Source organism: Halopelagius longus (genome assembly GCF_900100875.1).
Classification (GTDB): Archaea; Halobacteriota; Halobacteria; order Halobacteriales; family Haloferacaceae; genus Halopelagius; species Halopelagius longus.
In genome coordinates this window covers 327351-347359 of record NZ_FNKQ01000003.1, presented here as the reverse complement: position 1 = coordinate 347359, position 20009 = coordinate 327351, and the positions used below count along the sequence as shown (strand labels likewise).

Annotated in this window: 24 protein-coding genes and 1 pseudogene; 11 read left to right on the top strand and 14 right to left on the bottom strand. The window is 64.8% G+C overall.

Annotation, left to right across the window (positions count from 1 at the left end; all coding sequences use genetic code 11):
* Positions 1–21: 21 nt before the first annotated feature.
* Both BLS11_RS12460 and BLS11_RS12455 read left to right on the top strand, forming a co-directional pair.
* Entirely contained in the window at positions 22–1098 is a 1077-nt protein-coding gene (locus BLS11_RS12460; protein ID WP_092537915.1) for a type II glyceraldehyde-3-phosphate dehydrogenase, read from the top strand.
* A gap of 83 nt (positions 1099–1181) precedes the next feature.
* On the top strand, positions 1182–1766 hold the full coding sequence (locus BLS11_RS12455) for a DUF2391 family protein (RefSeq protein ID WP_092537913.1): 585 nt from the start codon (positions 1182–1184) through the stop codon (positions 1764–1766).
* A 1-nt stretch (position 1767) separates the two neighbouring features.
* Here BLS11_RS12455 and BLS11_RS12450 read toward each other — a convergent pair whose 3' ends face one another.
* Positions 1768–2256, bottom strand: a complete 489-nt coding sequence (locus BLS11_RS12450) for a metallophosphoesterase (protein ID WP_092537911.1) — start codon at positions 2254–2256, stop codon at positions 1768–1770.
* A gap of 86 nt (positions 2257–2342) precedes the next feature.
* Between BLS11_RS12450 and BLS11_RS12445 the strand changes: the two genes are divergently transcribed.
* The gene (locus BLS11_RS12445) at positions 2343–2567 is read left to right on the top strand and encodes a hypothetical protein (protein WP_092537909.1); all 225 of its coding nucleotides are present in this window, start codon (positions 2343–2345) and stop codon (positions 2565–2567) included.
* 10 nt (positions 2568–2577) lie between these two features.
* On the opposite strand, the gene BLS11_RS12440 is transcribed toward BLS11_RS12445, so the two are convergent.
* Both BLS11_RS12440 and gap read right to left on the bottom strand, forming a co-directional pair.
* The gene (locus BLS11_RS12440; RefSeq protein ID WP_092537907.1) at positions 2578–3789 is read right to left on the bottom strand and encodes a phosphoglycerate kinase; all 1212 of its coding nucleotides are present in this window, start codon (positions 3787–3789) and stop codon (positions 2578–2580) included.
* A 144-nt stretch (positions 3790–3933) separates the two neighbouring features.
* Complete coding sequence (gap, locus tag BLS11_RS12435; RefSeq protein ID WP_092537905.1) at positions 3934–4986, bottom strand: type I glyceraldehyde-3-phosphate dehydrogenase; 1053 nt, start codon at positions 4984–4986, stop codon at positions 3934–3936.
* A gap of 352 nt (positions 4987–5338) precedes the next feature.
* On the opposite strand from gap, the gene BLS11_RS12425 reads away from it, so the two are divergent.
* Positions 5339–5701, top strand: a complete 363-nt coding sequence (locus BLS11_RS12425) for an Hsp20/alpha crystallin family protein (protein WP_092537901.1) — start codon at positions 5339–5341, stop codon at positions 5699–5701.
* Positions 5702–5745: 44 nt separating this feature from the next.
* Here BLS11_RS12425 and BLS11_RS12420 read toward each other — a convergent pair whose 3' ends face one another.
* Together BLS11_RS12420 and BLS11_RS12415 are read right to left on the bottom strand one after the other, a co-directional pair.
* The gene (locus tag BLS11_RS12420) at positions 5746–6624 is read right to left on the bottom strand and encodes an ATP-grasp domain-containing protein (protein ID WP_092537899.1); all 879 of its coding nucleotides are present in this window, start codon (positions 6622–6624) and stop codon (positions 5746–5748) included.
* 135 nt (positions 6625–6759) lie between these two features.
* Positions 6760–7290, bottom strand: a complete 531-nt coding sequence (locus BLS11_RS12415) for a 50S ribosomal protein L16 (protein WP_092537897.1) — start codon at positions 7288–7290, stop codon at positions 6760–6762.
* Between the two features lie 601 nt (positions 7291–7891).
* Between BLS11_RS12415 and BLS11_RS20090 the strand changes: the two are divergent.
* Together BLS11_RS20090 and BLS11_RS20085 are read left to right on the top strand one after the other, a co-directional pair.
* Positions 7892–8227 (top strand): annotated as a pseudogene (locus tag BLS11_RS20090) (DUF7282 domain-containing protein); the annotation flags it as partial.
* Between the two features lie 27 nt (positions 8228–8254).
* Complete coding sequence (locus tag BLS11_RS20085; RefSeq protein ID WP_449404960.1) at positions 8255–8887, top strand: DUF7282 domain-containing protein; 633 nt, start codon at positions 8255–8257, stop codon at positions 8885–8887.
* Between the two features lie 52 nt (positions 8888–8939).
* Here BLS11_RS20085 and nucS read toward each other — a convergent pair whose 3' ends face one another.
* The 5 genes from nucS to BLS11_RS12385 form a co-directional block, all read right to left on the bottom strand.
* A complete protein-coding gene (nucS, locus tag BLS11_RS12405; RefSeq protein ID WP_092537895.1) occupies positions 8940–9683 on the bottom strand; it encodes an endonuclease NucS in 744 nt (247 codons plus the stop codon).
* 106 nt (positions 9684–9789) lie between these two features.
* Entirely contained in the window at positions 9790–10209 is a 420-nt protein-coding gene (locus BLS11_RS12400) for a VanZ family protein (RefSeq protein ID WP_092537893.1), read from the bottom strand.
* Between the two features lie 237 nt (positions 10210–10446).
* Entirely contained in the window at positions 10447–10641 is a 195-nt protein-coding gene (locus tag BLS11_RS12395; RefSeq protein WP_092537891.1) for a cold-shock protein, read from the bottom strand.
* Positions 10642–10842: 201 nt separating this feature from the next.
* Entirely contained in the window at positions 10843–11037 is a 195-nt protein-coding gene (locus tag BLS11_RS12390; protein WP_092537889.1) for a cold-shock protein, read from the bottom strand.
* A gap of 307 nt (positions 11038–11344) precedes the next feature.
* Positions 11345–11539 (bottom strand): cold-shock protein, encoded by a 195-nt coding sequence (locus BLS11_RS12385; RefSeq protein WP_092537887.1) that lies wholly within the window; start codon positions 11537–11539, stop codon positions 11345–11347.
* A gap of 290 nt (positions 11540–11829) precedes the next feature.
* Between BLS11_RS12385 and BLS11_RS19435 the strand changes: the two genes are divergently transcribed.
* Positions 11830–11967: a hypothetical protein gene (locus tag BLS11_RS19435; protein ID WP_175454446.1), complete on the top strand. Its 138-nt coding sequence runs from the start codon at positions 11830–11832 to the stop codon at positions 11965–11967.
* Positions 11968–12001: 34 nt separating this feature from the next.
* On the opposite strand, the gene BLS11_RS12380 is transcribed toward BLS11_RS19435, so the two are convergent.
* The 4 genes from BLS11_RS12380 to BLS11_RS12365 form a co-directional block, all read right to left on the bottom strand.
* Positions 12002–12421, bottom strand: coding sequence for a hypothetical protein (locus BLS11_RS12380; RefSeq protein WP_092537885.1), 420 nt, complete (start codon positions 12419–12421; stop codon positions 12002–12004).
* Positions 12422–12619: 198 nt separating this feature from the next.
* A complete protein-coding gene (locus tag BLS11_RS12375; RefSeq protein WP_092537883.1) occupies positions 12620–12985 on the bottom strand; it encodes a hypothetical protein in 366 nt (121 codons plus the stop codon).
* Positions 12986–13286: 301 nt separating this feature from the next.
* Positions 13287–13556 (bottom strand): hypothetical protein, encoded by a 270-nt coding sequence (locus BLS11_RS12370; RefSeq protein ID WP_245698897.1) that lies wholly within the window; start codon positions 13554–13556, stop codon positions 13287–13289.
* Positions 13557–13817: 261 nt separating this feature from the next.
* Positions 13818–15794, bottom strand: a complete 1977-nt coding sequence (locus BLS11_RS12365) for an alpha-amylase family glycosyl hydrolase (RefSeq protein ID WP_092537881.1) — start codon at positions 15792–15794, stop codon at positions 13818–13820.
* Positions 15795–15938: 144 nt separating this feature from the next.
* On the opposite strand from BLS11_RS12365, the gene BLS11_RS12360 reads away from it, so the two are divergent.
* The 4 genes from BLS11_RS12360 to BLS11_RS12345 all read left to right on the top strand — a co-directional run bounded on the left by BLS11_RS12360 (position 15939) and on the right by BLS11_RS12345 (position 19999).
* Positions 15939–16445 carry a metal-dependent hydrolase gene (locus BLS11_RS12360; RefSeq protein ID WP_092537879.1) on the top strand — a complete coding sequence of 169 codons (507 nt, stop codon included), beginning with the start codon at positions 15939–15941 and terminating at the stop codon, positions 16443–16445.
* Between the two features lie 201 nt (positions 16446–16646).
* Positions 16647–18659 (top strand): alkaline phosphatase PhoX, encoded by a 2013-nt coding sequence (locus BLS11_RS12355; protein WP_092537877.1) that lies wholly within the window; start codon positions 16647–16649, stop codon positions 18657–18659.
* Positions 18660–18769: 110 nt separating this feature from the next.
* Positions 18770–19615, top strand: coding sequence for a DUF502 domain-containing protein (locus BLS11_RS12350; protein ID WP_245698895.1), 846 nt, complete (start codon positions 18770–18772; stop codon positions 19613–19615).
* 108 nt (positions 19616–19723) lie between these two features.
* The gene (locus BLS11_RS12345) at positions 19724–19999 is read left to right on the top strand and encodes an acylphosphatase (RefSeq protein WP_092537875.1); all 276 of its coding nucleotides are present in this window, start codon (positions 19724–19726) and stop codon (positions 19997–19999) included.
* Positions 20000–20009: the final 10 nt, after the last annotated feature.

Below are 20009 nucleotides of genomic sequence, written 5' to 3'. Positions count from 1 at the left end.
TCCCCCTTCGACTGACGCGTAATGATACGAGTCGGTGTCAACGGCTACGGCACGATTGGTAAGCGCGTCGCCGATGCGGTCGATTCCCAACCCGACATGGAACTCGCCGGCGTCGCGAAGACCCAGCCGAACTTCGAGGCCCACACCGCCGTCGAACGCGGATACGACATGTACGCCGCCATCCCCGACCGCGCCCCCCTGTTCGCCGAAGCCGGCGTCGAAATCGCCGGCGTCGTCGACGAACTCGTCGCGGACGCGGACCTCATCGTCGACTGCACCCCCTCCGGTATCGGCGCGGAGAACAAGTCCCTCTACGAGTCCCACGACACGCCCGCCATCTTCCAAGGCGGCGAAGACGCCGACGTCGCCGACGTGAGTTTCAACGCCCGCGCGAACTTCGACGAGTGCGTCGGCGCCGACTACACCCGCGTCGTCTCCTGTAACACGACGGGGCTCTCGCGCATCATCGCACCGCTACAGGAGGCGTACGGCGTCGAGAAGGTGCGCGCGACGCTCGTCCGCCGCGGCGGCGACCCCGCGCAGAACTCCCGCGGTCCGATAAACGACATCCTGCCGAACCCGATAGAGATTCCGAGTCACCACGGCCCCGACGTGGAGACCATCTTCCCCGACCTCGACATCGACACGCTGGGACTGAAGGTCCCGGCGACGCTGATGCACGTCCACAGCCTCAACGTCACGCTCGAATCCGACGTGACCGCCGCGCACGTCCGGCAACTGCTGGAAGGCGAGGACCGCGTCTACGTCATCCCCGAGGGCCTCGGCATCGACGGCGCGGGGAAACTGAAGGACTTCGCACTCGACGCCGGCCGCCCGCGCGGCGACCTGTGGGAGAACTGCGTCTGGGGCGAGTCCATCGCCGTCGAGGGACGCGACCTGTACCTCTTCCAAGCCATCCACCAGGAGTCGGACGTCATCCCCGAGAACGTCGACGCCATCCGCGCGATGCTCGACGTGACCGACAAGGCGGAGAGCATGGCCCGGACGGACGAACACGTCGGCATCGGCATCGAGGGCGACCCCGCGGGATTTAGCCGCGAGGACGACCACGTCGAAGCCGAACTCGCCGACGACTGACGCGTCCCCCCGAACAGACCTCCGTTTTCGACCGCTGCGGCGTTCGCAGGGGCTTTATCCGCGGAGTTCGCGTGGTCGGACAGATGCCCGACGAGACGCCGCCGGAGGACCCGTTGGAGGACCCGCCGGAACGACTGGACCGACTGTTCGACGAGTTAGAGGAACTCGAAGACGCCGTCGAGACGCCGGAGGCCAGACAGCAGGTGCGCGAGGTGATGCGCGCCGCGATGCACGTCTCCCGCCCGCCCGGCGCGTTCGGCAACGTCGTCAAGGGGTTCGGTCGGGAGGACCTCGCGGAGGCCCTCCTCGGGAGCGTCCTCTTCGGCATCCCGATGTTCGTCGAGGGCGGCACCCAAGAGGTCGGCGAGTATCTGGCCGGCCATCCGCTCTCGTTCGTCGGGACGCTCTGTTTCGCCGTCGGGATGGTCGTCGGCATCCTCTACGTCGCCGACATTCAGGACGTCCGCGTCAGCAACCCCATCCTCGGCGTCGTCCCCCGACGACTCGTCGGCGTCGTCGGCGTCTCGTTTCTCACCGCACTCCTCCTGATGACCGGGTGGGGCCGCGTCGATTGGTCGACGCCGGGGTTGGCGATAGCGGACGTCGTCGTCGCGTTCGTCCCGATGAGCATCGGCGCGGCACTCGGCGACATCCTCCCCGGAACCTGACTCACACCTCGTGGAACGCCAGTTCGTCCGTGTCGGTGTCCAGCGTCGCGACGTAGTAGGCGTCGTCGGCCCCCGGAATCGGCAGGCCGCCGGGGTTGACGTGGACGGTGTCGCCCCACTCCTCTCGGTGTCGTTCGTGGGTGTGGCCCCGGAACACGTAGTCGTACGCGCCGCTTTCGAGCAACCCCTCGACCAACGTCTCGTTCGTCCCGTGGTAGACTGCCACCTCCGTCCCCTCGAACGAGAGGTCGGCCGCTTCGCCGTGGTACGTGCCGAACGTCGAGACGGCGTTCTGGAGGTTCCACTCGCCGTCGTTGTTCCCCCGAACCGCGTGGAACTCGAAGTCGGCGTCGAAGACGTTCGCCGTGAACGGCGCGACGATATCGCCGCAGTGAACGACGGCCTCTACGCCCTCGTCTTCGAACAGTTCGACCGCGCCCTCTGCGAGGTCGAGATTGTCGTGCGTGTCCGAACAGATGCCGAGTTTCATGGCTGTACGTTCGACGGAGGCTCGCAAGAAAGTACTCACTCGCCGAATCGGAGTCCTTATTCTGTTCGTGAGTAAGACGTGATAGAATGTCTACCGCTCGTCGAGCCTCCACAGAAATCGCCGTCGGAACCGCTCTCTCGGCGACTGCGGTGTTCTTTGCGTTAGAGTCGCTCGCGCTACTGGCCTCGGGAAGCGCCACAGTACCGTCGACGGCCGATTCGGTACTCTGGTTCCTCGCCGTCGTCACCGGCGTTCTGTTGTTCACCGACGGCGCGGCGACACTCGTCGCCGAACGGGTCCGCGTCGGGTGATCCGGACCGCTTAGTCCCGCGACAGCACTTCGACGCCGACGAGGGGTTCGCCCGTCAGCGCGCGGATGTACGCGCCGCCGGCGATGGAGACGTGCCCGAAGTCGTCCTCGCTGAGGCCGTACATCTCGATGGCGCGGGAGGTGTCGCCGCCGCCGACGACGGAGAAGCAGTCCGTCTCGGCGATGGCTTCGAGGACGCCGACAGTGCCCTCGGAGAAGCGTTCGTCCTCGAAGAGACCGAGTGCGCCCTTCACGAAGACGGCCTCCGAGTCTCGGATGACCGGGTCGTACTCGGAGACGGTCTCCGAACCGATGTCGAGGTAGCCGCGGTCCTTCTCGTCGATTTCGTCCACTGCTATCTCGGCCCGTTCGTCGTTCTCGTCCTCGTAGGCCAAGTCGGAGGCCAGCGTTATCTGGTCGCCGCGTTCCTCCAGAAGCGACTCGATGGTCTCGTGGTTCGCCTCCCACTGGTCGTCGAAGAGGTCCATGCCGCCGACGTCGTAGCCCACGTCGTGGCCCGCGGCGCGGAGGAACAGTTCGCCCGCGATGCCACCCAGCAAGAACTGGTCTACCTTCCCGCCGAGGTTGTTCATCACGTCGATGACGTCCGTCGCCTTCGTCCCGCCGACGACCATCGTCACCTGCCCGTCGAACTCGCGGGAGGCGATGGCGGTGTTTGCCTCGTACTCCGACTCCATGACGCGCCCCGCGTAGGCGGGCAGTTCGAGGGGGAACCCGACCAAGGAGGCGTGCGACCGGTGGGCCGCCGAGTAGGCGTCGTTGACGTACGCGTCGAAAAGCGGCGAGAGGGTCTTGACGAACTCCGTCTCGGCCTTCTCCTCGGGCGACTCCTCGGGCAGTTCGTCGTCTGTCATCCGCGTGTTCTCCAACAGGAGCGCCTCGCCGTCGGAGAGCGATTCGATGGCCTCGACGGCGGACTCGCCGTACGTGGAGTCGACGAAGCCGACGTCGCGGCCGACGTGCTCCGCGAGGATGTCGGCGTGCTGCCGAAGGGAGACGAAGTCGTCGTCGCCGGGGCGGCCCTGATGGGCCATGCAGACGACGCGGTGGCCCGCCTCCATCAGTTCCCGAACCGTCGTCGCGTGACGGTCGAAGCGGCGGTTGTCTCGCACCTCGCCGTCTTCGACCGGCGAGTTCAGGTCGAGGCGGACGAGGACGCGCTGTCCGGATTCGAGGTCGTCGAGCGTGTTGAACGTGGACATATGTCTGGTGAGTGGGATATCGAAGAGAGGTTACTTCATACTCCCGTCTGTCCGCCGAACGTCGCCCGGTCGTACGCCGTCGTGCGACCGGATGAGTGAACTCGGCGCAGACGAGCGTACGCCGTGTTCCGGTGTGGGTGTAGCTTAGCCGTGGATGATGTAGTCGGCGACGTCGAGCAGGCGGTTCGAGAAGCCGTACTCGTTGTCGTACCACGTCAGGACCTTGTACATGCCGCCGTCGTTGACCGAGTCCGTCGAGTTCAGGTCGACGGTCGAGGAGAACGGCAGACCGACGATGTCCGAGGAGACGACTTCGTCGTCCGTGTACGCGAGGACGCCCGCGAGGGGGCCGTCGTCCGCGGCGTCACGGAAGGCCTGATTGACCTCCTCGACGGACGGCGACTCCTCCAGAGAGACGGTGAAGTCGGTGATAGAGCCGTTCGGGACGGGGACGCGCATCGCCATGCCGTCGAGTTTCCCGTCGAGTTGCGGCAGAATCTCGGTGGTGGCCTGCGCCGCGCCCGTCGAGGTGGGGACGATGTTCTCGGCGGCGGCGCGCCCGCGGCGTTGCTTCGCCTTCGGGCCGTCGATGAGGTTCTGGCTGCCGGTGTAGGCGTGCACCGTCGTCAGGAGACCGTTCTCGATGCCGAACTCGTCGTCGAGAACCTTCGCGACGGGCGAGATGGAGTTCGTCGTACAGGAGGCGTTCGAGACGACGTCTTCGCCGTCGTACTCGTCGTGGTTGACGCCGTAGACGATCTGCTTGACCGGTTCCTCGCCCTTCGGCGGCGCGGAGATGACGACCTTCTCCGCGCCCGCTTCGAGATGTGCGGAGGCGTCCTCCTTCGTCCGGAAGATGCCCGTACACTCGAGGGCGACGTCCACGTCGAGTTCGTCCCACGGGAGTTCGGCGGGACTCTGGACGTTGAACACGTCCACGGAGGAGTCGCCGACGACGAGTTTCTCGCCGTCGAGGGACACCTCGTCGAGGGTGCCCTGCACGGTGTCGTACTTCGCGAGGTACTCCATGTCCTCGAAGTCCATCACGTCGTTGATGCCGACGAGTTCGACGTTCGGATGGTCAATCACCGCGCGGAACACGTTGCGACCGATGCGGCCGAAGCCGTTCAGCCCCACACGTACGACTTCGGAGTCGTCCACGTCGGTACCCGCGTCGAGATACGACTTTTCACTCATGTTCGAGTAGTGGTGGCGCGGACACTTGAATCCCTGTGTAACGATTTCGCCCTCGAACGCCCGAATTATCGATTCTCGTTGACGTTCGCCGAAAAATTCTCCTAAAGATAATGGAGAATGTGGAAAGTCGCCACCGCGGACGCGCTCCGACTTCGAACAGATTCGTTCGGAACCGTGCACGAACGAACAGAGCTATCGGTAGGGGTGACGACCGGAGCGACTCGCGTCGTCCCGCGCCTCGACGCCGCCCGGACGTGTCGGCGGTTCTACCACTCCGTCGCGGAACGGGCGCCCGTCCCGACGGTTCCGGGGGGAGAAGGCTTTTGAGCGGAAACGTCCAATGGAGGTACGTATGAGAGATGAACGCGACGATCCGTTCGACAACATCTTCGACGAAATCGAACGGATGATGAACGAGATGACCGGTAGCGACTCTACCGGATTCGCCTCGGAGACGCACGTCGACGTCTACGATGAGGGCGAGACCATTCGACTCGTCGCGGACCTACCGGGCGTGGAGAAGGACGGTATCGACCTGAAGTGCGACGGCGAGATGCTCACGATTAGCGCGGCCAGCGACCGCCGGGAGTTCGACGAACGCATCCGCCTCCCCGTCAGGGTGGACGAACACTCCGCGGACGCCTCCTTCAACAACGGCGTCCTCCAAGTCACGTTCGCGAAGGCGGAAGACTCCGCACCCATCGACGTCGAGTAACCGGCGTCGTCCGAGGCGCATCTCGTTCGATTCGCTCTTCTCCGTCAGTTTCTACCGTCTCGTTCGTCGGCCGTCTTTCGTATCAGTGCCGCCAGTCGGTCCCAGAAGTCCGCTTCGTACTTCGTCGCGTCGTCTATCGTCGGCCGGGCGTTCGTCTCCGAGACGACGGTCCGCCCCTCGGACTCCAAGAGGTCCACGCCGAGGTAGGGGATATCGAGCGTCTCGGCCACCGAGACGGCGAGTTCGCGGTGCTCGGGTCGCACGTCCACGCCGACGGCTTCCGCGCCGCGGTGGACGTTGTGCTTCCACCGCCCCTCCGCCAAGGCCGCTGCCGACAGTCGGCGTTCGACGCCGCCGACCACCTCGCCCTCGACGACCATGACGCGGTAATCGCGCGCCTCCGGGAGGAACTCCTGAATCAGGTACGACTTATCGCCCGTCGCGCGGTAGTCGTGGACGAGGTCGAGGTAATCGACGACGCCGAGGAGCGAATCGAGGTCCGCCGCCTTCGCGACGCCGACGCCGCGCGTCGTCGAGTTCGGCTTGACGACGACGGGGAAGTCGAGTCCGGAGACGGCGTCGCGCACGTCGCTCTCGTCTGCGGGGTTCGACACCATGCGCGTCTCGGGCACCGGAAGCCCCGCCCGCGAGAGTCGCGCGACGACGCCGGCTTTGTTCCGGGAGGTGAGCACCGCCTCGCGGCCGTTGACCCACGGAACGTCGTACAGGGCCGAGAGCGCTCCGCCCTCCATCAGTCGCGGCGGGTAGACGAACCCGACGTCGAACTCCCGCGTCGGCGCGTCGGTGAGCCGAATCGCCCGTTCCTTCGCCGGAAGGTGGGCCACGTCGATGCCGCGGGCCCCGAGGGGGTCGCGCATTCGCTCGAACGTCCGGCGCTCCGTGGCGACCGCGAGTCGAAGCATCGGGCGAGGAGAGGGACCGACGGACGAAAAATCGCCCGACTCGCGAGGAGAGAGGCCGGCCCGCGGGAGACGGCGGCGTGGCCGTCGCTCGGGAGCGTCGGTCGGCGGAAAAGCGACGAGAGAAGGTTCGCTCGATTACGCGACGAGCAGTTCTTCGCCCTTCTCGACGTCGATGCGGCACGGCGGCGAAATCTTGTTGTAGGAGCGGCGGAGCGCGTCCTTCGCGATGTCCGCGTCCTCAGGACTGCAGTAGATGGTGAACACGCGGTCGTTGCGCTTGATGCGCGCGGCGGTTCCGACGGGCTTCCCGAACGCCTGCCGCATTCCGTCGGAGACACGGTCCGCACCCGCACCGGTCGCCTGCTTGTTCTCGCGGATGACGTGGTGGGGGAACTTCCGGAGCACCATCTTGTAGTTCTCCTGTCCGACCTGCTTCAGCATCACGCGGTTCGCGGAGAGACGTGCGGATTCGAGCGCACCGTGGCGAATCTGGCACTCTTCCTCGACGCGGAGGCTAATCTGGACCTCGTAGTCCTGCGGGCCGGTCTGGAGGTTGCCCATATTGTGCTGTGCAATCTTCGAGCCGGGGATCCCCGTGATGTACTCCCGTCGGGTGTACGCCGCCTTGGAGATCTCCCGGTACATGGAGGCCGGTTTGTCTGCCATAGTTACTTGTGGTGAATAACGCCCATCCGGGGTAAAAGCGCTTCGAAGCCTCCGCCCGACGCCGTGAGAACCCCTCGCACGAGAATTCCGGTCCTCGAGACGCGGACGGCGCCCGACGGTCGACGGGACGGCAGAAACTCTCTGTAAAGTGATAGATATCCCACCACCGGAGCCATTATGTCACTCCTTCCGGGTTCGTTGAACGACACGGAAACTGACGAAATGTGCCGTTTCGTGGCCCATATCGACAATTTATCCGTTGAGATACGTTCTCCATCGCTCGACTTCCACGTTTTTGGCAGACTGCTAACATATATGTGGTATTCGTCCGACGTACCACTCGCCGAGTTGTAACTCGGCTATCACCATGGACGACACTAACGACAGAGATGAGCGAGCGAGCGAGGAATCGAGCGACGGAATCGGACCGGAGACGTCTCGCCGGACGTTCTTGTCCGCGTCGGCGGTCGGACTGACGACGGCGGGTATCGCCGCGTCGAGTGCGGGCGTCGCCGCAGAGGGCGACGATTCGAACGGCGACGACACGAGTTGCGACGGCAACGGTCACGACGAGGAGGACGAACCGTTCGCCGCCGTCGAGTTCAGCAACCAGATGGCGGACGAAAACACCGTCGTCGTCGACTCGACGGTCCTCTCGGAGGGCGGATTCGTCGCCATCCACGACGAACGACTGTTCGAGGGAAGCGCCGTAGAGAGCGTCGTCGGCGTCTCGGAGTACCTCGAACCCGGCGCGCACTACGCGGTCGAAGTCAACCTGTTCGACGTGCCGGGGGCGGACTTCGGCGACGAAGAGCAGAGCCTGAGCGAGGGACAACCCCTCGTCGCGATGCCGCACTACGACACCAACGGCAACGAGACGTACGACTTCGTCTCCTCGGGCGGCGAGGAGGACGGCCCCTACGTCGACGACAAACGGGCCGTCGTCGACCTCGGCCTCGTGGGGATGGAAGACGACGAGGACTCCTTCGCCCTCCTCGACTTCGAGAACCAGTACTCCGAGGGCGAGGAGATAGACATCGACGAAGTCACGCTCTCCGAAGGCGGATTCGTCGCCATCCACGACGCCCGACTCCTCGAAGGGAAGGTCACCGAGAGCGTCATCGGCGTCTCCGAGTACCTCGAAGCGGGCGAACACGAGGAGGTCGAGGTGAAACTGTTCGACGTCGAGGGTGCGGACTTCGACGACGACAGACTGCACTCGGACCAACCGCTCATCCCGATGCCGCACTACGACACTAACGGCAACGAGACGTACGACTTCGTCTCCTCGGGCGGCGAGGAGGACGGCCCGTTCACGGAGAACGGACAGCCCGTCGTGGACCTCGGGTTCGTCCTCGTGGTGGACGACGAAGACGAGCACAAGGACGAAGACGACAAGGACAACGGCGACGACGGCAACGGACACGACGCCTGCAACGGTAACGGCGACGACGGCAACGGTAACGGCAACGGACACGAAAACAACGGAAACGGTGGCAACGGAAACGGTGGCAACGGAAACGGTAACGGCGACGACACTACCGGAAATACAACCACCACCACGACCACAACCGCCGACTCCGGCGGCAGCAACTGAGACGCCACCCTCTCTTTTTCGGCCGATTGGCGCGTCCGGCCGTCGCCGCGGTTCAGTCGCCCGCGCCGTCCGCCGCCTCCCGCGCGAGTGGTTCGAGGGCGACGAACCCGAGTCCGTTCTCTTCGAGCAACTCGCTCGTCCGGTCGGTGACCGAGGGGGCGACCAAGATACCCCGCACGTCGTCCGCCGCGAACTCCGTTTCGAGGGCCTCGACGTACCGTTGGAGTTGGCTCGCGGCCGACGGGCCCACGCGCCGGCGCTTCAACTCCACGACGAGGGGGCGTCCCTCGGCGTCCTCGCCGAAGATGTCCACCGGTCCGGCCGCGGTTTCGCGCTCCGTCGCCGACGGTTCGAACCCCTCCTCGACGAGTGCGGGGTCTTCGAGGATGCGCTGTCTGAGGTCCTCCTCGCTCCCCTGTAGGCTCAGGTCGCTCCGGTCGTTCACCTCGTAGGCCGTCACTTGGTCGAGACGCTCGAACCGCACGTCGAGCGTCTCGTCGGGCGTCGTGCGCGAACTCCGGATGCGGAGGCGTCCGTCGCGGACGCTCGCGCGGTGGGTGCACCCCGGCGGTTGCCAGTTCACCGGCTTCCGATTTTGATCCGTGTGGACGAGAATCGTCCCGTCGGGTTTGCAGACGACGAGTCTGTCGCCGGCCCCGAGGGTGGACGACGCGCGCCCGTCGTACTCCACCGTGCACCGGCCGAACACCGTGACGAGGCGTCCGTCGCCGAACGCCGCTTCGAGGAGGGACAACGCGTCGCGGTGCGTCGGGCGGTGGAGGGTGGTGGCCGTCATGGGACTCCGAACTACCCGACGCTTGGGCGTCTGCGGGTAAAAATGGCGCGTCGGCGGCCGCTCTCCGGCGTCGCCGCGACGGAACGACGGAGCGAGAGGGGGTGACTCACCCGCCGTTGCCCTCTCGACGCCCGCCTCTCGCGCCTCGGACGCGCCGCCCGACGACGTACGTCGCCGCCCCGAGAACCGCGCCGACGCCGTTGACCGCCGCGTCGGCGATGTCGAACGCACGCGCGGGAAGCGTCGCCTGCACGAGTTCGACGCCCGCCCCGAGGGCGACGCCGAACGCGACGGCGAGAACGAGCGCTCGTCGCCGTCGCGACCCGAACGCGGCGGCGACGAGGAGCGTCACTGCCCAGTACGCCCCGAGGTGAAGCCACTTGTCCGCGCCGACTCCGAACGGTCCCGTCGCGGAGAGGACGTTCGACGGCGGCGTCACGACCGAGGCGGCCACGACCACCGCAACCGAGAGGAGGACCACTGCGGCGCGGCGGAGGCGTCTTCGGTCGAGTCCGTCCGTACTCATAGTTGCGTCTCGCACGCGTCGAACCTGAGCGTTCGCCTTCGCGGTCGGGTTCGCCCGGGGCGACCGCTGGTCGTCTCGACGGCCCGAAGAATGTGCGATCGGTCCACCGTCGGTGGCGGCGCAATCGCTGTATGAATAGTGAGTAGTTTGGAGAACTGCCGCATCCGGATCGAACTCAATCGCCGCGACGCCGCAAGCCTCCGTTCGCTACCGTATTTCGCGTCTCAGAAGTCCGCTTTACAGACGGGTGACGTTCTTCGCGCGGGGGCCCTTGGGGGCGTCTTCGATCTCGAACTCGATCTCCGTGCCCTCTTCGAGGTCGGGACCGCCGACGTCTTCCATGTGGAAGAACACGTCGTCGTCCGCATCCTCAGTCTCGATGAAACCGTAGCCGCCCGTGTCGTTGAAGAAGTCAACCTTACCAGTTGCCATTGCCTCTGTATGGAGTAGTGCCCTATAAATAACGCTTGCGCGACTACGGTTACCACGGTAGTCGTCGCCACGACCTCCGGCGGAGTTGCGACTCCCTCGTACGTTCGCGTCGCCCGTCGTCGTCGGAGGGACCCGCCGGTCGCGGCGGTACTTCCGTCCAAAAGTGTGTTCGTCCGTCGGTACTCGATCCGCGGCGTTACCTTAGAGTCGGGTAACGTTCTTCGCGCGGGGGCCTTTCGGCGCGTCTTCGATCTCGAATTCGACTTCCGTCCCCTCTTCGAGGTCCGGGCCGCCGACATCCTCCATGTGGAAGAACACGTCGTCGTCCGCATCCTCAGTCTCGATGAAACCGTAGCCGCCCGTGTCGTTGAAGAAGTCAACCTTACCAGTTGCCATTACGACCGTATCTGGCGAGGAGGACGGTTAACCCTTCCGAGAGGCGTGCGAGCGTCTGGTTTCGCACGCGTACATTCTTTAAATACGCACGCTCTCCGTCGGGTGAACTGTTCCGTCCCGAACGGACGCCGTCGCTGCCGAGTAGTTGTCGTCGGTATCGAGTAGAAGCCGTCGCTCGCCCGTCGAATCCCAGAAAATCCAGAGACGTCCCGCCTCCCGGTGTGAATCGGGGCGCGGCCGCGTCCGCTCTGTCGGAAACGCGATGAATCGGTTAGTTACCGTCGTCGCCGACGGTCAGTACCGGTAGTTAGAGTCGGGTGACGTTCGCCGCGCGGGGGCCCTTGGGGGAGGACTCGATGCTGAATTCGAGCTCCTGCCCCTCTTCGAGGTCGTCGCCGCCGACATCGTCCATGTGGAAGAACACGTCGTCGTCCGAGTCGTCCGTCGAGATGAAACCGTAGCCGCCTGTGTCGTTGAAGAAGTCAACGTTTCCTTTCGCCATTGCAAATTAACGTATGACCACCACACGGAAAAGGGTTGCGAGTGTCGTGGTACCACGGACGGGATTGGATGGACATTTGTCCTCGAAGGGAGCGAAATAGTAGATGAAGGTGACTGATCGGTCGGTCCGAGGGTGAATCGGCGACGCATCCGACGCCGATGTCGGTTCTTTCTGTGGAGACGGCAGTTCTCCCCGCGGCGGGGGTTCGCGACTGCACCGGCCGCGGAGGCGGTGCGACGGGTTCGAGCGCACCTTTATATCGTCGCGGAACCGTCGGACGCCGACAGTCCATGGCGCGAGATAGAACGTACGGGTGGCCCGAGTGCCGGGAACGAGTGGTCGATGGGTGCGTCGAACTGTACGACGCGGACGACGAGAACGCGTGGATTCGCTCCGACGCGGCGGTTCGCCTCCTCGCGTATCGGTAACCGCGCCGAGTCGGGTTCCGCCCGCGCGTCGCGGTTACAGTCGCTTGTCTATCTCCGCTATCGCCTTCGAGTGCGCCTCCTCGAAGTCCGCGGAGAACTTATCGAGGTACTCCCACGACAGTTCCTCGTGCGACGTTCGCTCGAAGTAGAGGGTGATGCTGTCGATTTTGCTGTACACCGTGACTATCGCCTCGATCTCGTCGCTCGACAGTTGGCCGATTTGGCCCGCGTTCGCGTGATACACCGCCGTCGGAAGCAGTTGGCTCAGGTTCCCCGCCTCGGTGAACTCCGCGAGGACGTCCACGTGCAGTTCGTGGAGGAAGATCTGGTTTATCTCCGACCTAAGGGCCAGTCGGAGGTTCTTTCGCCTGTTTCGGACACGAATCTGCTGCGGCACGATGGCCCCCACTAACGCGCCGAACAGCGAGGCACTCGCGGTCAAGAGCGACCCCATCAACGTAGGTTGAATATCGAACATATGGTCGCTTACTCTGACCCCCTCTATCCATCTCATCGTTAAAAGTCTGGAGGTACAGCGCTACTGACGGGGTCGATAATGACGTATCCGATGGGTGCTATTTCTGATAGGTACTGCGAGTCGGAGGCGTGAACCGAAGAATATTCGGCCGCGGACTCGACTCCGTCGGCCGCCTCACTCCTCGCTCTCGTCGTCGTCGTTGGCGTCGACCATCTCCGTCTGCTCGACGGCGTCGATGTCGCCCTCGGATTCGCCGCCGTACTGGTTGTCGTCCTGCGTCCCTTCGTCGTCAGCCTCCTCTTCTTCGTCGTCCGCCGTCTCTTCTTCCTCCTCTTCTTCTTCCTCCTCCTCTATCGCTTCTTCGTCCATCGGTGCTCGTTCGCCCTCGGGCGCGCCGCTTTCGGCGTTCTGCGTCCCCAGACTCTCGCTTCCCTCCTTCACTTGGTCCGGGTCTTGGTCCACGCGCTTCATCTCGGATTCGATTTCGGCTTCGCGCTCTGCGTCCGCCTCGCGCGTTCGGTTTTGGTCATCGTCGGCCATGGTAATTCACCACCCGTGATTCGGATTCGACTCACTTCAACGACGTGGCAAAAACGACGGTACACTCCCGAAAACCCTCGTTTTGGTGGAGTATTCCGTTTCGACGACTTCCGAGAATAGCGACCGGAGACGCCGCTTTCGGGTACGGTGTGATGGGGGAGTCATCCGGTGCTCCAGCGGAGAACGCGACGTATCTCGCAAGTACCGAGCGAAAACGGACGCCGCCTCGAATCCGCCGTCCGTCGCGCGCGGGGCTCGAATCACCCCGGCGTCCGGTCGCGTAGACGGCGGACGGGTCGCTTTAGAAGGAGAGGCCCTGCTTGAACTTCCGCGCGATGTCCTTCTGCTGGACGTAACTCGCCGCCGCGAGTAGCGTCGGAGCCCACAGGCCCACGAAGATGCCGCTCTCTTTGTCGCCTTTCACGTAGAACTGGTACCACGAGAGCAGCACCGACCCCGCGGCGAGCGTCGCGACCGGGTCTCCGGCCGACATCGGCGTCTCCTCCATCATCTTCTCGCCTTTTTCTTCGATGCCCGACTCCTGCTGGGATCCTTGCTGGAATAGTGCCATTGCATTCGGATGTTGGCTTATATTCACTTCCGTATTCTGCCGTCGTGTGCAGGCCGACGTTCGGTTTCTATCCGATTACGGTGGAAGTTCGTCGGGAGAAACGGGTACGAACCGATGAGTGTTCGCAAAGCGACCAACTCGGCCGAATATCTTTCATTCCTCCGCGCGTCGTATCTGTTCGTCTCGACTACCTCGCCCGCCTCCACCGAATCCCGTACGAGCAACTACGGAGTCCGGGTCCCGTCCGCGAGAGTGAGTGCGTCAGGTCTCGAAGACGCGGACTCCGAACGGAGACAGAGAGAGCGTCGCCCCCTCCTCCTCGGGGACGAACTCGGGGGCGGGCGCCCCTCGGAGGGGGTCGCCGCGTTCGGTGATTCGGTCGGTGTCCGTCCACGGCCACGGGATATCGAACGCCTCGAACCCCTCGGGGCCGAGGTTGGCGACGACGACGACCTGACCGTCGCTCCCCAACTCCCGGCCGCCGGTCCGACAGTACGCGAACGCGCGCGCGCCGTCATCGTCGTCTATCGTCGGGTGTTCGTAGAAGAACTCCACCTCGTTTCGCTGTAGCGCCTCGGTCGAGGTGCGCAGGTCTATCAGGTCGCCGACGCTCTCTCTGAGGGCGTCGTGGCCGGGGTACTCGCGCCGACTCCAGTCCACCGGGTCCTCCATCTTCAGTTGCCAGTCCGTGTAGTCTAAGTCGTGCACGTCGCCGAACTCCTCGCCCGTGAGGAACATCGGGATGCCCACCGACGTCAAAAGCAGGGCGAACGAGCCGCGAACCCGGTCTACCGCCTCCTCGTGGGCGTCTATCCGCACCTCCGGCGCGGCGGAGACGAGGTCGTCGAGCAGGTACCGCACGTTCTCCACCGACCCGTCTCCCAACCCCCTCTCGCGGACGAGTTCGCCGAACAGGTAGTTCATCAACCGCTGTTCGCCCTTCTCGCCCATGTCGTGGGAGGTGACGTAGTTGACCGCCTGCGAGAGGTCGGTGAACCCCTCCTCGAACTGCCGGTCCATGTCGTCCCACGTCCGGTCGCCCGAAATCAGCGCCCGGATTCGGTCGCTCCGGGACGGTTCCCCCGGTTCGGTGTCGAGTTCGTCGCGGAGCAACCGCCGGGACTCGTCACGGAAGTCGAAGTTCCACATGCCGTCTACGACCGTGCGGTCCTCCGGGTTCCCCTCCACGTCGCGGACGATTCGGGTGCGCCCCCACGAGTCCTCGGCGACGACGAGGAACGGACGGTCCGGGAACGCCTCCTCGTGCGCCGCCCGCGTCCGGTCGCGGAACTCCTGGACGAACTCCCACTCGTCCATCCCTTTGAACTCGTCTATGCGGAACCCGTCGACGTGGTACTCCCGAATCCAGAACTCGGCCATCCGGTGGAGGAACTCCCGGGCGGGGTGGTAGCCGTCGACGAACGCCTCGTAGTCGAAGCGACGTCCGCCCCAGTCGGGACGGTCCGGTTTCTCCTCGGGGTCGAGGAAGAACGTCTCGCCCGCCAACTCCTCCAGCGGACACTCCCTGGCGTGGTTCATCACCACGTCCATCAGGACGCGAATCCCGCGCTTGTGGCACTCCTTGACGAGGAACTTCGCGTCTATCGGGTCGCCGAAGTCGAGGTCCGGCGCGAAGAAAAAGCGCGTCCCGTACCCCCAATCGAGGGTGACCGCGGCGTCTTGAATCGGCAGGAGTTCGATGGCGTTGACGCCGAGTTCGGCGAGTTCGTCGAGGTGTTCCGTCAGGAGGTGTTCGAAGTCGCCGTCGGGCACGTTCCGCTTCTCGTTGGTCGGCGAGGCGGGCGCGGCCCACCGAAGCGGTAACTCGTAGATGACCAACTCGTGGTTCGCCGGCAAGCCGTCGTCCGGGAGTTCGTCGTCCCACGAGAACGACGGCCGAAACCGCTCTCCGTCCCGGATTCGGAACGTGCCGCGGTGACCGCGAAAGCGGGTAATCTCCTCGGCGAACGGATCGGCGGCGACGACGGGGTCCTCGTCGCCGCGGTGGACGACGAACTCGTACTCGTATCGACCGTCCTGCAGTTCGAGGCCGTCCAAATCGACCTCGTACCAGTCCGTGGCGTCCGGGACGGGTTCGAGCGTCTCCGTCCGCCAGTCGTTCGGGTCGAACCGGTCGCGCGAGAGCACCGGCGCGAACCGGAGTTCGACTCGGTCGGCGTCCGTCGCGGGGACGCGGAGCGTTCCGCCTTCTCGAACGTCGGGGAATCCGTCCACCATAGGGCGAGGGTACGGACCGATGCGGGGGGAGCGCGCGAAAAGGCTCCGGCCGTCGCGACGCCGAGCGTCTCCGTCCCGCTCCGCTCTCTCCCGCCTCGCCCTATCGGGGCGTTTTAGGCGCGCACGGCCGAACCCGCGGGCGTCGTGGTTTCGCTCTCCCACCTCGGCTATCTCGCGACGGCCGTCGCCACGCACGCACTCGTCGGCTACACCCTCGGGACGCTCGCGTTCGACGCGCCGCGCGCCGGCGTCCTCGGCGGCGTCGTCGCCGACGTGGACCTGTTTTTCCCCCTCGCGTGGGAGTTTCCGCTGACGCACCGCGGCCTCACGCACACGGGACTCGCCGTCGGTGCGGCCCTCGCAGTCGCGGCGGTCCGAAGTCGCGCCGCGGCGGGCGGCGTCGGCGTTGACGAGACGCAGAGCGTCTCGTCCGCACGACGGACGATGTCCGTCGGCGTCGGGTACGCCTCGCACCTCCTCATCGACAGCACGACGCCGATGGGCGTCCCGCTCTTCTATCCGCTCTCGACGGCGCGCGTCGGCGTTCAGATGGGCGGGCACTCCGGCCCCGCGACTGCGGCGCTGTGGCTCTGCTGTCTCGCGGCGCTTTGGACTCGAAGGCGCTCTGGCCGCCTCGACGAGCAGACATGACTGAACTCACGGACGTCGGTTCGAGATTGCCGCACTGACGGCGACGCGAACGGTCGTGCGGCGGTGACGTTCACGGGCGAAAGGCAGTACGTACGTCTATTGTCCCCGTGGTACGATTCGGTTCGATACGTTCGTCTCTGCCGATATCTATCTATCAAATATATAAGATTAACACCGCGTTCGGGGTACGTCGTCCCGTCGATGTCCCAACTGGACTTTACGCGGCGAGAGGCGATTCTCGCGCTCATCACGTCGGGGGTAACGTACAACAGCAACGCTCAGGGTAACGGGCGCGGCAACGGCAAGGGCGAGAAGAAGGGTCACGAGGACGGCCACCACGAGGAAGGGGGGCCGACGCTCAACCGGTTCGCGACGTCCATCATCGGGTCTGAGGTCACCGGCATCTTCGTCACCGAGTCGGGTCGCTTCTTCTTCAACATCCAGCACCCCGACCGGGACCTGATAGACGGGTCGGAGGCGGCCATCGTCGGAGCGCTCTCGGGGTTCAACTTCCACGACCTGCCCGAGGACTTCCCCTCCGTGCAGATTCCCGCGAGCGACGACTTCGACTACGACGACGAACTCGGCGACGGCGTCGCCGAATCCTACGATTCGATGGTGCAGACGGCGTACGGCGGCTATCAACCGCTCATGGAGGGCGGTGCCGACATCGGTAACGGCGAGGAACTCGGCGTTCCGTTGACCCCAGACGGCGAACTCGCCGACGCCGAGGAGTACATCACCTCGAAAGCGGACTACAACGGCTTCGTTCCCCTCGAAGACGGGAACTCGAAGGACAGACGCAACGAGGGCTACCTGTTCACCAACTGGGAGACGCGCCCCGGCATGGTCAGTCGGATGCACATCTCCTCGCGCGGCGACGGCCCGTGGCAGGTTCACGACGTGGAGAATCTGGAGTTCCGCGACGTGGGCGGGACGTACAACAACTGCTTCGGTACGGTGTCGCCGTGGGGAACGCCCCTCACCTCCGAGGAGAACTACGAGGTTCCCTCGACGGATCAGTGGAACAACCCCGACTCCGACGTGTCCGACGAAGCCGTCAACGTGGCGCGCCACCTCGGCCACGAACCGAACGACGACGGCATCTACGACGAGGAGTACCCGAACCCGTTCCGCTACGGCTACATCGTCGAGATTCAAGAGCCGACCGCCGAGACGCCGACGCCGGTGAAACACTTCACCCTCGGCCGGGCGACCCACGAGAACGCCGTCGTCATGCCCGACGGGAAGACGGCGTACACCACCTCCGACGGCACCGGCGAGGGGTTCTTCAAGTTCGTCGCCGACGAGGCGGAGGACCTCTCCTCGGGGACGCTCTACGCGGCGAAAGCCTCCCAGAAGGGTCCCGTCGGCGGCGATCCCGCCGACGTGAGTTTCGGCATCGAGTGGATAGAACTCGGCCACGCCACGAACGAGGAGATAGAGTCGTGGATCGCCGAGTACGACGACATCACGCAGGCCGACTACACGGAGGGCGAGACGAGTTACATCTCGGACGCCGAGGTGAAGGAGTGGGCCGCCGGCAACGCCGAGGACGACCGGGTCGCGTTCCTCGAATCGACCCGCGCCGCGGGCGCGGTCGGCGCGACCGACGAGTTCCGCAAGATGGAGGGCATCAACATCCGCCGCGGTGCCGAACCCGGCGACTTCGCCTACGTCGCCATGTCCGAGACGACCAAGACGTTCCTCCCGAACGAGGAGGCCGGCGAGGGTAACACCGACCCCGAGGACCACTTCCAGATAAACGGCGACGACTGGGGCGTCGTCTACCGCCTGCAACTCCGCGAGGAGGGCGAAACCGTCGAGGGACGCTCCGCGGCCCACGACTACGACGTCCTCGACATGGTCCCGGTCGTCGCCGGCGGTCCGAACGCCAACATCTGCGGCGGATGTCCCTACGACGCCCGACCGGACTCCGCGAGCACCGTCTGTCAGGACTGCTCGTTCAACCCGACCAACGAGAGCGAAGAAGGGTTCGCGGGCGTCGGTCTGGAGAAGATCAAGTCCGTCTTCGACAAGCACGGGTTCGACCCGACGACGACCATCGCCAACCCCGACAACATCGTCGTGATGGACGACGGGCGCGTCATCATCGGCGAGGACAGCAGTAACGTCGGTCACGAGAACAACATGATCTGGATATACAACCCCGGCGAGGACGGGAAACCCGGAAAGCGGCGCGGGCAGTCGTAGAGACGCTCCCGCCCGCCTCCGGACCGGCCGTCTCCGGACCCGACCGCCGTCGCACCGACTTCCACCGGCGAACAAGTTGATGTATCCGGGGAGTGTTCACGAATATCCGAATGTCTGGTTCCGACTCGTCCGACCGCTCCCCGCCGACGCCGAAGGACGCCGGCGAATCTCTCTACGAGAGTACGCTCGACGTGCTGATGACGGGCGTCGGTATCATCATCCCGTTCATCGTCACGCTGTACATCTTAGACGTCGCCTTGGAGTTCGTCAGGTCGGCGCTCCGCCCGATCATCGACCTCCTGCGGTGGATGGGGGTCTTCGAGTTCGTCGAGAGCGCAGGCTTCGTCCTGTTTCTCGTCGAGTTGAACGTCTACTCGACGGTGATCGATTTCCTCTCGGAACTGATCGCGATTCTCGTGTTGCTCGGCGTCGTCGTCGTCGTCGGATCCGTCGGGCAGAACCGCCACGGCGAGCGAATCATCGACCTCGTCGATCTGGCGATAACGTCGATTCCCGGCGTCGGCACCGTCTACAAGAGTTTCCGCCGGATGGGCGACGTGATGCTCGACCAGGAGGCCGAGAACTTCCAAGAGATCAAACTCGTCGAACTACTCGGCGACGACGTCTACGTCATCGGCTTCGAGACGAGTCGCTCCCCGGAGACGGTGTCGGCGGCGACGGGCCACGACGAGATGGTGACGGTGTTCGTCCCCCTCGCCCCGAACCCCGTGACCGGCGGCTTTCTCACTCACGTCCCCAGAGAGAACGTCCACGACGTGGATATGACCATCGAGGAGGGCGTCCGGAGCATCCTCACGAGCGGCGTCGCGGCCGGCGAGAGCGCCAACGAGGCGACCGAACTCACGATGGGCGACTTAGAGAAGATAACCGACATCGACCGACTGCAGGACGCCATCTCCCCGGACGAGTCCGCCGACGACGACTCCCCGCGGTAGGTTCTCTCCCTCTCGATTACTCTCGCCCGCGCCTAACTGTGAGCGGCGTCGGACTTTCTGAAATCCCCCACCCAGCCGTTTTCCGCGTCGAACTCGGAGGTGGACGCGATGACCGAAGCACGCGCACACGTCTTCATCTCCGGCGACGTTCAGGAGGTTCACTTCCGCGACAACGTCCACGAAACCGCTCGCGCGCACGACGTCGAGGGGTGGGTGCGGAACCTGGACGACGGACGGGTCGAAGCCCTCTTCGAGGGGAGCGAGGAGGACGTCGAGACGATGATCGAGTGGTGCAAGCGGGGACCTATCAAAGCCGACGTGACCGACGTCGAAGTCGAAGAAGGCAAACCGCAGGGCGACCTCGAGGATTTCGAGAAGCACTGAACCGGCAGTA